The 13,522-nt window shown below is 61.0% G+C and carries 12 protein-coding genes and 1 pseudogene; 5 read left to right on the forward strand and 8 right to left on the reverse strand.

Annotated features, from left to right (window positions below; genetic code table 11):
- The first annotated feature begins 89 nt into the window (after nt 1-89).
- Entirely contained in the window at nt 90-1,394 is a 1,305-nt protein-coding gene (locus B2G88_RS00295; protein ID WP_087713660.1) for an RNB domain-containing ribonuclease, read from the forward strand.
- A gap of 13 nt (nt 1,395-1,407) precedes the next feature.
- Here B2G88_RS00295 and B2G88_RS00300 read toward each other — a convergent pair whose 3' ends face one another.
- From B2G88_RS00300 to B2G88_RS00315, 4 genes are all read right to left on the reverse strand, one after another.
- Nucleotides 1,408-1,968, reverse strand: coding sequence for a GNAT family N-acetyltransferase (locus B2G88_RS00300; RefSeq protein ID WP_054862290.1), 561 nt, complete (start codon nt 1,966-1,968; stop codon nt 1,408-1,410).
- A gap of 190 nt (nt 1,969-2,158) precedes the next feature.
- The gene (locus B2G88_RS00305) at nt 2,159-3,646 is read right to left on the reverse strand and encodes a dihydrolipoyl dehydrogenase family protein (protein WP_087713661.1); all 1,488 of its coding nucleotides are present in this window, start codon (nt 3,644-3,646) and stop codon (nt 2,159-2,161) included.
- Nucleotides 3,647-3,697: 51 nt separating this feature from the next.
- Nucleotides 3,698-4,054 (reverse strand): DUF7344 domain-containing protein, encoded by a 357-nt coding sequence (locus tag B2G88_RS00310; RefSeq protein ID WP_087713662.1) that lies wholly within the window; start codon nt 4,052-4,054, stop codon nt 3,698-3,700.
- Nucleotides 4,055-4,153: 99 nt separating this feature from the next.
- A complete protein-coding gene (locus tag B2G88_RS00315) occupies nt 4,154-4,561 on the reverse strand; it encodes a hypothetical protein (protein ID WP_054862319.1) in 408 nt (135 codons plus the stop codon).
- 185 nt (nt 4,562-4,746) lie between these two features.
- On the opposite strand from B2G88_RS00315, the pseudogene B2G88_RS00320 reads away from it, so the two are divergent.
- Nucleotides 4,747-4,872 (forward strand): annotated as a pseudogene (locus B2G88_RS00320) (30S ribosomal protein S14); the annotation flags it as partial.
- Here the strand turns inward: B2G88_RS00320 and uvrA are convergent.
- Nucleotides 4,869-7,832: an excinuclease ABC subunit UvrA gene (gene uvrA, locus B2G88_RS00325; RefSeq protein WP_087713664.1), complete on the reverse strand. Its 2,964-nt coding sequence runs from the start codon at nt 7,830-7,832 to the stop codon at nt 4,869-4,871. The pseudogene B2G88_RS00320 and the gene uvrA overlap by 4 nt on opposite strands.
- Nucleotides 7,833-8,021: 189 nt before the next feature.
- Between uvrA and B2G88_RS00330 the strand changes: the two genes are divergently transcribed.
- Nucleotides 8,022-8,612, forward strand: coding sequence for a hypothetical protein (locus B2G88_RS00330; protein ID WP_087713665.1), 591 nt, complete (start codon nt 8,022-8,024; stop codon nt 8,610-8,612).
- Between the two features lie 64 nt (nt 8,613-8,676).
- Nucleotides 8,677-8,841 (forward strand): hypothetical protein, encoded by a 165-nt coding sequence (locus B2G88_RS19340; RefSeq protein ID WP_176393148.1) that lies wholly within the window; start codon nt 8,677-8,679, stop codon nt 8,839-8,841.
- Between the two features lie 39 nt (nt 8,842-8,880).
- On the opposite strand, the gene B2G88_RS00335 is transcribed toward B2G88_RS19340, so the two are convergent.
- Nucleotides 8,881-9,999, reverse strand: a complete 1,119-nt coding sequence (locus tag B2G88_RS00335) for an aminotransferase class V-fold PLP-dependent enzyme (RefSeq protein ID WP_054862292.1) — start codon at nt 9,997-9,999, stop codon at nt 8,881-8,883.
- 399 nt (nt 10,000-10,398) lie between these two features.
- On the opposite strand from B2G88_RS00335, the gene B2G88_RS19345 reads away from it, so the two are divergent.
- Complete coding sequence (locus B2G88_RS19345; RefSeq protein WP_176393149.1) at nt 10,399-10,548, forward strand: DUF7557 family protein; 150 nt, start codon at nt 10,399-10,401, stop codon at nt 10,546-10,548.
- A gap of 4 nt (nt 10,549-10,552) precedes the next feature.
- Here the strand turns inward: B2G88_RS19345 and nrfD are convergent, their stop codons facing one another.
- Together nrfD and B2G88_RS00345 are read right to left on the reverse strand one after the other, a co-directional pair.
- Entirely contained in the window at nt 10,553-11,917 is a 1,365-nt protein-coding gene (gene nrfD / locus B2G88_RS00340; RefSeq protein WP_087713666.1) for an NrfD/PsrC family molybdoenzyme membrane anchor subunit, read from the reverse strand.
- Nucleotides 11,918-12,148: 231 nt separating this feature from the next.
- On the reverse strand, nt 12,149-13,387 hold the full coding sequence (locus B2G88_RS00345) for an NAD(P)/FAD-dependent oxidoreductase (RefSeq protein ID WP_054862293.1): 1,239 nt from the start codon (nt 13,385-13,387) through the stop codon (nt 12,149-12,151).
- Nucleotides 13,388-13,522 lie beyond the last annotated feature (135 nt).

Raw genomic sequence — 13,522 nt, forward strand, 5'->3', positions numbered from 1 at the left:
TTGAGGGATACTATGTTTTGCTATCTGGATGGTTTCTCCGAGTCCGGCGTCCCGACACGACTTTCACCACCACGTCCGTAGGCGGTGGTATGAGTGACGATGCAGACGCCCAGGCCGAAGCCGGGACGGCGGAGGGCCAGGGCCCTGTCGAAATCAGCGAGGATCTTGCGCGACATCTCGAGAACAAACGCGAGGAACTCTTTGAGAAGTTCGAAATTCCCGATGGCTTCCCACAGACGGTACTCGATGAGGCCGAAGAACGCACCGAGGGAGTCCAACAGGAGATCGCTGACGAGGCCGACGAACGCGAGGATCTACGGGACCTGACGACGTGGACGACGGACCCAATCGACGCCCAGGACTTCGATGATGCGATTTCGGTTGAAGAACGCGACGACGAGTACGTTCTCTGGGTCCATATCGCGGACGTGACCCACTACGTCAACCCCGAGACGGCAATGTGGGATTCGGCCGTTGAGCGCGCGAACACGGTCTATCTGCCGGGCTATACGATCCACATGCTCCCGCCCGTGCTGGCCGAGACGGTCTGTTCACTCGTTCCCAACGAGGACCGCCTCGCTCACACCGTCGAGATGCACCTCGACAAGGAGAATCTCTCCTACGAGACCATCGAGATCTACAAGTCGGTTATCCAGTCCGACGAGCGACTGACCTACTCGCAGGCCGAAAAGCGACTCGACGATCCCGACGCGCCGCTGCACGAGGAGAACGTGTTGGTCCACGAACTCGCCGACCAGATGCACGAACAGCGCAAGGAGGACGGCTCGCTCGTCTTGAATCCCGCTCGAGACCGCGCGCACACGATCATCGAGGAATGCATGCTCAAGGCCAACAAGGCCGTCACGCACACGCTGATGTGGGATCGTGGCGTCGAGGCGATGTACCGCGTTCACCCACAGCCAAGCCCTGACGAGTGGTCGAAAGCCCTGCAGGAGATTCAGGACCTCGATGGCGTCTCGATCCCCGGCAGCACCTGGGACGACCCCCGAAAAGCCGTGAACGCCACGCTCGAGGAGGCACCCGGTCGCCAGCTCGATAAGATTCAATGGGCGGTGATGAAGGTGATGCCGCGAGCGAAGTACATGAACGACCCATTCGGCGGCCACCACGCGCTGAACTTCGAGATTTACGGCCACTTCACGAGTCCGATCCGCCGCCTGTCGGACCTGATCAACCACTGGATCGTCTACCAGAACGATGTGCCGGAGACCCTCATCAAGCTCTGTGATCGCGCGAGCGACAAGCAAAAAGACGCTGAGCAGTGCGAACGCGAGTACAAGAACTTCCTCCAGGAGGTCGGCCTCGATCCGATGGCGGTCAACAATCGTGGGATCGAAGTGGTAGATGAGGATGAGGCCGAGAAAACGCTATAGAGACGGCCACTCCTCAAATCGACTTTTCGCAGACGTACTCCTCGAGGCCATCCCCGAGATCCGTCTCTCGGATTGTGACTCGCTCGAATCCCACTGACTCGGCGAACGAGATACCGACCTCGTTATCCGCGAGGACAGCCAGCCGGATACGGTCGAAGGAGTCCTCGAGCGTCGTCTCGAGGTGCTCGAGAAGGGCCGTCCCGACGCCTTCGCCCCAGCTGTCCGGCCGGACGTAGAATCGCGCGAGGTAGGCCACTACCGGGTCTTCGGGCCAGGGGACGACGTGTGCGAAGGCGCGACAACGCTGGAGTCCCGTGAGGACGTCGCCCTCGGAGTCCGTGATGATGTCGTCAGTGCTTTTGTCCGGTTCGACGACGACGAACTCGACGTCGTCTCGGCTGCTTGCGTCGGCAATCGCGGACTCGAGGTCGCCGAGTGCGTACCAGTCGTCGACGACGCTATCGACGGTGTCGGAGCCCAGCACGTCGTCGTAGGTCGCGTGCCAACTCTCGCGGGCCGTCTCGTGGATTGCCAGGACGTCGTCGGTGGTTGCGCGTCGAACCGCGTCAGTCACATGTGTGTCTACCACTCCATCGACAAAAAGCTCGCGGCTGGCTATTGAGGGCGTACATCGCCTCTGATACGTATTCGTGGCGTTATTTCCACTGATGTGTGGTCGTCTCTCGGACCGACCTATCGATGATTCGACTCGTGTCTGCGGTCGGTTCCGAACGGCACGTCGGCCGGACCTCGCAGTCGCTTTGCTACAACGCCAGGTCCCGCGAATCGCCGTCTTCAACGCAGGCAGACCGATCCTCGAGTTCTGCACAGGCGTCGCGGAACAGGCCGTCCAGAATCTCGGGTGTCGTCGGATGGTACGCGCGCTTCGGGAGGTCGCGGACGTCGAGACCCATCTCGACGGCGACCTGCATCGTCTTGGCCATGACGTCCGCGTGCAAGTGGAGTCCCTGATAGCCAAGCACGGCTCCGCTTTCGGCGTTGACGACCAGCGTTGCCCGCCCCTCCGGGTGATTCTTCGTTTTGAAGACGCCGTCAGAGGATGCCTCGCGGGTGAGGACGATGGCGTCCATCTCGGCTTCAGCGATTGTCGCAGGCGTGTGGCCGATCCGCGCGAACGGATAGACACCTAGCCCCGAGAAGATGACGTGATGGGGGATGTTCGTGTAGGGCTCACAGTCCTCGCCACGGTGGTGGGCGAGGATGTTCTGTGCCGCCGAAATCCCCTCCTCTTTGGCGACGTGTAAGATTGGTTCCCGGCCGTTTGCATCACCGGCAACGAAGACGCGGTCGTCACCTGCGGCCTGCATCGTCGAACTGACCCACCCCTCACCGGGCTCGAGGCCTGTCTCCTCGAGTCCGAGCCCATCGAATGCGGGACGCCGACCGGTGAAACAGTAGAGGTGGTCGGCCTCGAGCGTCCGTTCGGTGGCGTCGCCGTCGCCCTCAGCGTTGTCGCCACCGGCCTGCTCGAGGGTCAGGCGAACGCCGCCATCGTCGGTCGACTCGATGTGCGTTTCGTCGGCGTTCGTCAGCACGTTGATGCCAAACTGCTCGCGGTAGAGTTCAAGAATCGTCTCGCCGTAGCCGGCTTCCATCTCGTCGAGCGGGTGGTTGTCGTGTTCGATGACGGTCAGATCGACGCCGCCGACTTCGCTGAGGTAGGGCGCGAGTTCGAGGCCGATATAGCCAAAGCCCATGACGATCCCCGACTCGGGGAATGTGGTCGCATCCAGTACGTCCGCACTCGAGGAGACGTCGACCTCATCGATGCCGGGGAGGTCGGGGATGTCGAGTACCGATCCCGTCGCGATGACGACGTAATCTGGTTCGAGGCTTCGGCCGCTTTCCTCGAGTTCGATCACGCGGTCGTCGACGAATCGGGCCGTGTCGTGGACGAACTCGACGGTCTCGCGCTCGGCCAGTTCGTGGACGTGTTTGCGTCGGTGCTCGGCAAAGCCAGTGATATGCTCGTTTTTCCGGGCGACGACGGCCTCGGGATCTATTTCGGGAACGCCCTCGAGGCGGTCGTCGTGGCGCGCCTGATACCGGTGTTGGCCAGCCGAGAGGACGTCCTTACTCGGCATGCAGCCACGGAGAATACACAGTCCACCACCGGGGTCGCCGTCGTCGATTAGCGTCAGTTCAACGCTTGGATCGCGCTCGAGAAGTTCATCTGCGGCGGCGACGCCAGCGCTTCCGTAAGCCCCGATAATCGCCACGTGGACACTCATACTGCCATGGATGGTCGCGACAGCCGTTAGTGTGCGGATCAGCCGGATTCGTTATGTGTGTTCGTCGTCAACTTCGCTCGTAAACATCTCACGGAGGTCGGCCAACAGCGTGCCGGCACGGTCGGTGCCGATGTAGACGACCGTCTCCGTCCGGCTATCGAACTCGAGCCAGCCACGTGCGTTCAGCATCGGCAGATGGGTGTGGACGAGTTCGACTTCGGCGGTGTTCGTCGCTAACTCCGGAATCGTCTTCGAGAGGTAGGTTGCTAACGCAGACAGCGATTCGACAGTTCGGTCGATTTGCACCTCGAAGTAGTAGATTACCGCCCGCCGGAGTCGATTACTCAACACGTCCAATAGCTGGTCAACCTCCGTACCCAGTTCGGTCTGGCACGCATGAGCTGTCATCGCTTGAATGTTATTGCCGATAATATATAATGGTATTTGTTGACTTTCTGCAGGTGCGATAGAAAATATGCATCGTGTTGTCCGGTTCCGACGCCCGGTCTACTCGACGGCGAACGTCTCTTCGTCCAGTCCGACACCGCCGAGGAGACACTCGAGCGTGACGATAGCGAGCGCCAGCGCGGCGACGAGTGCGAAGCCAGCGTAGATCAGGCTGAGACTGGACGCCTCGGTCAGCAGTTGCACGAAGCCGAACGTACTCGAGCCGAGGGCGAGGATTCCGAGGCCGACGGCAGCCACTCGAGGCCAGCCAATCGTGACGACGCCAAGCGGGAGACGCTCGAGACCGGCGGCAGTAAGCAGGGCCAGTCCGCCGATTCCGATCCACGCAACCGGAAGCCACGCTGTTGGGGTCGTCGGCTCGAGGGCGACGGCAAGCCCGACAGCCATTACTAACGAGAGGAGACCACCACCGAGCAACCGGCGGCGAAAGGCAGCTTTGTCGGTCATGACGTGGCCTTTCGCGTCAGTTCCGGTAATCGTTGGGATTCGACGTAGTGATCGTGTGTCCGCACATCGTCGTATCAGACAGCGTTCCTCGGTATTCAGCATTGACACGCGGTGTCTGTGAGCCACTACCGAGACACAGTTGATGGCGACGTGCCCAGCCAACAGACGAGTCATCCGACTCACCCGGCACCACCCGCGTCTGTCGTGCAACCGGACGAGAACAGGGGTTGGTCGGCAAGTACGAGATCTGGCTGTGTCGGCAATCGTTCCGAGAGATGGCCCGCGATATTGGCTTTCGAACGGACGACTAGTCGTCGTCCATCGGTGCCGACACCGGTTCGACGCGTTCACCGCGTGGCCCCTCGAGATCGATCTTCGGCAAGAGATCACGCAGGTAGCGGCCAGTGTGGGAGTCCTCGAGTCGGGCGACGTCTTCGGGAGTTCCAGTCGCGACCACTTCGCCGCCGTGTTCGCCACCTTCAGGGCCGAGGTCGATAATGTGGTCGGCGTTTTTCACGAGATCGAGTTCGTGTTCGATGACGACGACGGTGTTGCCGTTGTCAGTCAGTCGGTGGAGCACTTCGATGAGTTTGCGCTCGTCCTCGTGGTGCAGCCCCGTTGTCGGTTCGTCGAGCAGATACAGCGTCTCACCGGAGTCTTTCTTCCCCAACTCTTCGGCGAGTTTGACCCGCTGGGCCTCCCCGCCGGAGAGCGTCGTCGAGGGCTGCCCGAGGGTCATGTAGTCGAGACCGACGTCTTTCAGCAGTTTCAGGCGACGGCGGATCTGGGAGTTCGCCTCGAAGAAGTCGTAGGCCTCGCCGACTTCCATGTCGAGGACGTCCGAGATGGTCTTGTCCTTGTAGGTCACGTCGAGTGTGGCGTCGTTGTACCGGTCGCCGTCACAGGCCTCACAGGGTACGTAGACGTCCGAGAGGAAGTTCATCTCAATTTTCACTGTGCCCTGCCCACCACACTCCTCACAGCGCCCTTCTTTGACGTTGAACGAAAATCGACCTTTCTCGTAGCCGCGCTGTTTCGCCAGTTTTGTCTGGGCGAACAGGTCGCGGATGTGGTCGAAGACGCCGGTGTAGGTCGCCGGATTCGACCGCGGCGTGCGGCCAATCGGTGACTGGTCGATCAGGCGCACGGTCTCTACCTCCTCGAGGCCCTCGAGGCCGTCGTGATCGCCCGGAATGACGCTCGTGTTGTCGTTCATCTGGCGCGCGAGGCCCTTGTAGAGCACGTCGTGCATGAGCGTGGATTTCCCGGAGCCGGAGACGCCCGTAATCGCGGTGAAACAGCCGAGTGGAATGTCCACGTCGAGGTCTGCGAGATTGTGCTGACGGGCACCACGGATCGTCAGCGCCCCATCAGCGTCGCGTCGCTCGTCTGGCACGGGAATCTGTCTGCGACCGGAGAGGTAGTCGCCGGTCACCGACTCCTCACAAGCTTTGACCTCGTCGACGGAGCCGTTGACGACGACCTCGCCGCCGCGCTTTCCGGGGCCGGGGCCCATGTCGATGACGTTGTCCGCACGGCGCATCGTCTCCTCGTCGTGCTCGACGACGATCAGGGTATTTCCGAGATCTCGAAGTTCCTCGAGCGTATCGAGCAGGCGGTCGTTGTCCCGCTGGTGCAGGCCAATCGAGGGCTCATCGAGCACGTAGAGCACGCCCACGAGTCCGGCACCGATCTGGGTCGCGAGCCGAATGCGCTGACTCTCCCCACCGGAGAGCGTGGCGGCCTCGCGGTCGAGGGTTAGATACTCGAGGCCGACTTCGTCCATGAACCCAAGCCGCGCGCGGATCTCTTTGAGAATCTCTTCGGCGATGACCTTCTCGCGCTCGGTGAGGTCTGCCTCGAGCGACTCGAAGTGTGCGAGGGCGTCGCCGATGCTCAGTGCGTTGATTTCGGTGATCGCGGTCTCGTCGACGAGGACGGCTCGACTGGCTGCTTTCAGGCGAGTTCCGTCACAAGACGGGCACTCCGTCGCCGACATGTAGTCCTCGATGTGCTCGCGGGTCGAATCTGAATCCGTCTCGATATACCGGCGCTCGAGATTCGGGATGACGCCCTCGAAGCGCTTTTGCTTGCGCCGGGTGCCGTTTTTCGTGCTGCGCTTGAACAGGACTTCGCCGTCGGTTCCGTAGAGAAACGCCTGCTGGATGTCGTCCTCGAGTTCCTCGAACGGCGTCGACAGCGAGATGTCGAAGTGGGCGGCGACGGCGTCGAGTCGGGTGCGGTAGTAGGATCGGTTGTAGCTCCAGGGTTCGAAGACGTTCTTCAGCGACTTGGATTCGTCTTGGACGACGAGTGACTCGTCGATCTCTTTCGTTTCGCCGAGTCCTTCACACTCGGGACAGGCTCCGTGGGGCGAGTTAAACGAAAACGAGCGCGTCTCGATTTCGGGCACGTCGATCCCGCAGTGCGTACAGGCCAGATCCTTCGAGAACTCGACGACAAACCGGTCGTCCTCGTCGACTTCGTCACCGAGTGCGCCCGTCCGGCGGGCCGCATCGCCCAGATCGCTCGCGACTTCCTCGGGTGCGTCCGGGAGGATGACCTTTAGCACGCCTTCGGCCTCCTCGAGTGCGGTTTCGACGCTGTCGATAATTCGTGGCCGATCCTCGGCGGAGACTTTTACGCGGTCGACGATCACGTCGACGGTGTGATCGAAGTTCTCGTCAAGATCCGGGTCGTCAAGTGTGAGGTCGTACTCCTCGCCGTCGATTTCGACGCGGGAGTATCCCTCTGATACTAGTTCTTCGAACAGGTCCTCGAAGGCTCCTTTCTGGTCGCGGACGACCGGCGCGGCGAGTTTGACCCGCGTTCCGTCGGGCAACTCGAGGATGCGCTCGACCATGTTCTGGGCGCTTTGCTCGCCGACTTCGCGGCCACACTCTGGACAGTGGGGGGTGCCGACACGGGCGTAGAGAAGACGGAGATAGTCGTGCAATTCCGTGACGGTCCCGACCGTCGAGCGCGGGTTGTTCGCGGCGTTTTTCTGGTCAATCGAAATCGCGGGTGAGAGCCCCTCGACGGTTTCGACCTGCGGTTTGTCCATCTGGCCGAGGAAGTTCCGGGCGTACGCTGAGAGACTCTCGATGTACCGGCGCTGGCCTTCCGCGTAGATTGTCTCGAAGGCGAGCGACGATTTGCCCGACCCCGAGAGACCGGTAACGACGGTAAACGCCTCGCGGGGAATCGTCACGTCGATGTCCTCGAGATTGTGCTCTTCGGCCCCGCGTACCTCGATGTTGTCCATGCTCATGTCTTGGATCCAGTGTGTCGTGGTGACAGCTCGATTACGAAATGCGATACGCGATACATTGTAGCTGTATCAGTGGCCCGAGCAACTTAACGAGTCTGAAACCCGAACTCTGTGATATATGTTACCAATCCTCCCAACTGTGACTGCTGTGACCAAAGTGACTTCGCACGGGACCACAAACAGGGGGTCATGCGCGACGACACCGGGCCTACCCTGTCGGTCGGCGAGTTCGTCGAATACTGTCAGACACAGGCGGGGCTTCTCTCGGGACACGTCGAGACAATGGCCGAGGAAGCCGACGAACTGCTAGACGAGATCGACACGATGGTCGCCGACATCCGCTCGAAACTCGAGGGGCACCCAAACACCCAGGGGACGACAGGCCCATCGTCGACGACCGAACCGGGCGGCGAGGACGTCGACATCAGCGAAGCCGAGGAACTGGCGACGACACTCGAGCAGAAACAGGCGATTGTCGAGGCCAAACAGGCTCGCATGCAGGCGTTTCAGAAACTCGCGGCGAACTACACCGAACTCGCGGCGGACCTCCAGTCCACAGTTGATGACCCACAGGAGGCCGTCCACCGCATCGTCGAGTTCGAAGTCGATGCCGACGCGCCGGTGTACTTCGACGAGCGCGAGACGCTCGCCGAAGCCGCCGCTGCAGCGAGCGAGGACGACGAGACAGCCGTTGATACTGCACTCGAGGACGAAACAGTTGCAGACGCAGCCGACATAGCGTCCAGCGACGACGCTTCTGGCACAGACCGCGACGAATAACGACACGCCGCCGCTGCGAGACGGCTCGAGTGAGATTTTTGTCCATGCCCCAGCTAGTGGCTGTATGTCCCAGACAACCCACAGGTGCACCTGTGGCGCAACCCTCCAGTTTCGCCAGGACCTCCTCGAGGAGCGGACCGGTACGTATCCGACCTGGAAGTGCAAAGACTGCCTGACGCCGGTTCCCGGCCGGATCGGTGAACAACTTCGCCATCAACACCCATCCTGAGACACGTTGCTGTTGACTCGCTTGGCAGTGTAGCCGCTGTTACAGCGACAGCGCCTCGAGCAGTTGGTCGACGTCCGTGCGGGTGTTGACGGCATGAATCGATGCTCGAATCGCGTCGGGGTCGGGAAGCGAGCGGACGACGATATCCTGTTCGGCGAGTCGCTCGACCGTCGCTTCCGGCTCTGAAACGGCAATCGGTACGAGTCCGGATTCGGGTTCTACTGGACCCACCAGTCGCTCGTCGGGTATCCCTGCTGCGAGCCGGTCCGTCAGCCGGTCGATACGGTCCTGCACTGTTTCGAGGTCGACCTCAGTGAGCTGACCGATCCCAGCGCTCAGCCCAGCGTAGGGAACGGGACTCGAGGTACTGACTTCGAAGCGGCGTGCGCCCGGGTGGTAGCGGTAGTCCGCCCCGTGCTCGTCGGGGTTCTCGACGCTTCGGTAGCCAATCGCGGGCGGCTCGAGCCTCGAGGCAACGTCGTCTCGCACATAGAGAAAGCCGGAGCCAAAGGGTGCAAGCAGCCACTTGTGACCCGCGCCGACGACGAAATCGGCGTCCCATCGCTGGACGTCGACTGGTCCCTGGCCGACTGACTGGACGGCGTCGACGAGCACCAGCGCGTCGTTGTCGTGGGCGATCTCGACGATCTCTGCAACTGGGAGTCGCGTGCCGTGTGTCCAGGTGAGTGAACTCACGCAAAACAACGTCGCCTCGCTCGCGAGTTCGGTGACGTCCTCAAGGTCGACTCGTCCGTCCGTGGTCTCGAGCACCCGAATGTCGATTCCTCGCGTCCGCTCGAGGCGTTTCCATGGAAGGACACCCGCGGAGTGCTCGAGGTCCGTTCGGACAACGACATCGTCTTCGGCCCACTCGAGTGCGCCAGCGATGCGGTTGATGCCGTCGGTCGTGCTCTCGGTGAGTGCGATTTCGTTGGGTGTTGCGTTGAGCAGATCGGCGACGGCGGCTCGTGTCTCATCGTAGACGTCGAACGCGGCGGAATACTGCCCGCTTCCACTGGGGGCGTCGTACTCGTGGGCGGTGAGCGTTCGCTCAGCTGCCTCGACAACGGACCGGGGACTCGGGCCGCTTGCACCCCAGTTGCAGTAGATGGTCGACTCGAGAGCGGGAATCGTCTCACGAAGCGTGGTCGCGTCCATTGGGTTTCGTTCGGGTTCTGTCGTGTTCGTTCTGACGCCTGCCGGTGGCCGTCGCGCCAGACCCGCTGGCTTGAGGCGACAACCGGGGCGCTGTCTGCTGTTCTGTGTGATCGAATTGGGTGTTTGTCGGGTCCTGAAAGTGGGAATGGAGCCATAGAGCGTGTGACAGGGTGCCTGGCTCCGGGCAGGTAGTCCACATCGAGCGGTAAAACTGTATTGCCCACCACCATCGCACAGACTGGCCGTTCTCGTCCGTCGCCTCCTCGATACTCGAGTCCCGGCTGCCTTGCACTGAACTCGGCCGCCTTGCATTGAAACGGACGCCATTGATGCGGTTCCACAGACTGGAATCGCGCGGGCGTCCTCGATTAATACGGTTGTGTGACCCCCGTTTTGACTATGACACAGACACTCGAGATCGACGATGAACTGGCGGATCGACTCGACAGCCACTGCGAGCCGGATCAATCCCGCGTCGAATTCGTCGCGGAACTGGTCGCGATGTACGAAACGGATGGGACATTCCTGCAGGAAGGCTACTCGGAATAGCGTTTCACTCCGCCCGACCGCTATCCGTTTCGGGTGTGTGTGATCGGTTTTCGTGTCCGTGGTCAGCCCGCAAGTGCTCAATTGCGTGGAGTTCGACGACCGGAACGATTTTTGCAGCCGTCAGGAAGAACAGCGTCACCATCCCAATCGTGCCGATGATCGAGGAAATCTCGATCAGGCTTGGCACGTATATCCCCGGCGTCGCGTAGTAAATCTCGAAGGAGGGGTGGAGAAAGCCCTCGACCACGAACAACACCTTCTCGAGCAGCGTTGCGGTAAGGACGGCCAGTCCACAGATGATCGCTCGAGCCTTCGTAAACAGCGCCGGCCGAACCGTCGTCGCGAAGATAAAGGCGAGAACGGCTGCGACCAGCCCCATCGAGAGGAGATAGATCGGATGCTCGAGGGTGGCGACCCAGGCGACATCGAGGTCGACGGGTGGGAAGAACGAGCCGGTCGTGATCTGCTGGAGTTGGAGCCAGAGAAAGAGCAGACAGAAAAAGCCAAGCCAGAGCAAGAGCCCGCGGAAGACGTCGTCAGTGATGATGTGATCCCAGTCGTAGGCACGCCGGAACAGTGCGGAGAGGATAATGACGCCGCTGATTGCCGAGGTCAGCGCAATCGTCAGGAACTGCGGTCCTTGCACCCCGCCGAACCAGCGCGGATATGTCGGTAGGACGGCAAAGAGCCACGGAATCACGCCGCCGTGAAGCAGGAGTGGTGCCATGATAATGATCGCCAGTGCGAGCCACCAGACCATGCGCTGGACGACCTCGTCTTCGTCCTCGGAGTAGCCAATCGTCAACATGTTGTAGATCGGGCCAAAGTGATCCGGCAGATCGCCACGAAGGCGTGTAATGTCATATCGCAGTGTCAGTGCCAGATAGGTTGCCGTCAACACGAAATACGCCGTAATGACCGTCACGTCCCACACCAGCGGCGAGTTGTTCACCGTGATGTGATAGTGGCCAATGACGCTCGTCACCATCCGATCCGGCCGTCCCATGTGGACGATAATGTAAAAGCCCGCGGCCGAAAGCCCAGCGAGCGTTAGCATCTCCGCCAATCGAGCGACTGGCATGTACCGATCCATCCCCAGCAGTCGAACCGCTGCCGAGAGAATGATCCCGCCGTGTGCGATCCCAACCCACCAGATGAACGCCCCGATGTAGACGCCCCAGGTAACCCCACCGCCGGAGCCCCAATCGGAGAGTCCGGTGACGACCATCCCCTCGTACAACTGGTACATCCAACCGACGAGGAAGAGCGCAAACGCCAGCCCCGCAATCGCCACGAGGATGTAGTACGTTGTCGAGGTCTCCTGAATTGGCCGCAGTATATCCGCCTTACTCGGCGTTTTCGTACTCATGTGAGAGACTCTCACAGTTGTACCCCAACCACTCATTTTGAATCCGTGGTTACTCTTGCAAGGTGTCGACACCTGCCTCGAGTCTGCGAGCGAAACTCCGTCTCACTCGCCTCGCTCAACGTATGCTCGAGAGTCTCTCGCAGGGAACAAAAACAGCATCATCGGTGTGTGGATGCGACGGCGCACGCAATTCCCAGTCGGAACTCGCCGGCGATCCGAGTCGAGCGTCGGTTACTGTTCCTGGGACGGCGCGAGATTGTCCAGATCGACTTGCTTCTCGAGGAGCACGTCAGCCTGATCGACGACATCACGCTGTTCGCGCATGAGCTGTTTGAACTTGCTCTGTGGGGAGAGATCGCCGATGAGGACGCCGCCAACGATTTTGCCGTCCTTGAACGCGACACGTCGCCACTCGGTGTCGCTGTAGCGGCGTTCGGCGTGCTCGTCGCCGAGCGTTGGGTGACCGAACGAGAGGAACGGGAAGTCGAAGTGGGTGATCGAGTAGGAGGAAACCCACTCGAACTCCTCTTCTTTGGTGTCGGCGGCCATATTGACCGCAGCGACGCGACCCTGTTCTTTCGCCGAGCCCCAGGAGCCGTTCTGGGCCTGCTGGCCGAGGAGGACGTCGTAGAACCGGGTGATGTCACCGGCCGCGTAGACGTCCTCGAGGTTGGTTTGCATGTACTCGTCGACGAGGATGCCGTTGTCCATCTCGAGGTCGACGTCGTGGAGGAACTCCGTGTTGAACGTCAGCCCGATGGCGACGCCGGCAAAGTCACACTCGAAGCGGTCGCCGTTCGGATCGACAGCGGCGGTGACCGTGCCCTCGTCGTCGGTTTCGAAGTGATCGACGCCGCTGTCGAAGACGGGTTCGACGCCGACATCGCGCATGGCCTGGTGCATGATCTCTGCACCGTCGCCGGACAGCGCATAGCGCCACCAGCGGTCGCCGCGCATCAGGTATTTGCCCTCGACGTCCTGTGCGCCACAGATGGCCGCAAAGTCGATGCCGAGCAGTCCGGCACCGACGATGACTGCGTCCTCGGCGTTCTCCGCGCTTTCGCGGATCCGGCGGGCGTCCTGGAAGGTCCAGAAGTGGTGGACGCCATCAGCGTCGCTGTTCTCGACCGGCAACTGCGTCGGCGTTCCGCCGGTTGCGATCAGCAGTTTGTCGTAGCTGATATCGTCTCCCTCGTGCGTGCGGACGATCTTGTCGTCGGTATCGACCGTCGTCACGTGGGTGTTCAACGAGAGCTCGATGTCTCGCTCGGCGTACCAGTCCTCTTCGTGAATCGAAATCGGTGCTTCGGGAAGCTTTCCTTTCGCGTGCTCTTTGATGAGAATGCGATTGTACAGTGCCTCCCCCTCATCGGTGATGACGGTAATCTTCGCGTCCGGGTCTTCTTCCCGGAGGGTCTCGGCGGCCGAACTACCCGAGATCCCGTCACCGATGATGACGTACTCTGTCATATTCGGACCGTTCGTAATGCGGGTTAAAGTGGATTGCTATCTCGTCTATTTTGCCTCACTGTACCATGGTAGTCACACGATTGGTCGGTTCGACTGGATATGCTTCCAGAAATACCACCCATTTCGACGATTGAC

Origin of the sequence: Natronolimnobius baerhuensis, from assembly GCF_002177135.1 — an archaeon.
GTDB classification, from domain to species: Archaea; Halobacteriota; Halobacteria; order Halobacteriales; family Natrialbaceae; genus Natronolimnobius; species Natronolimnobius baerhuensis.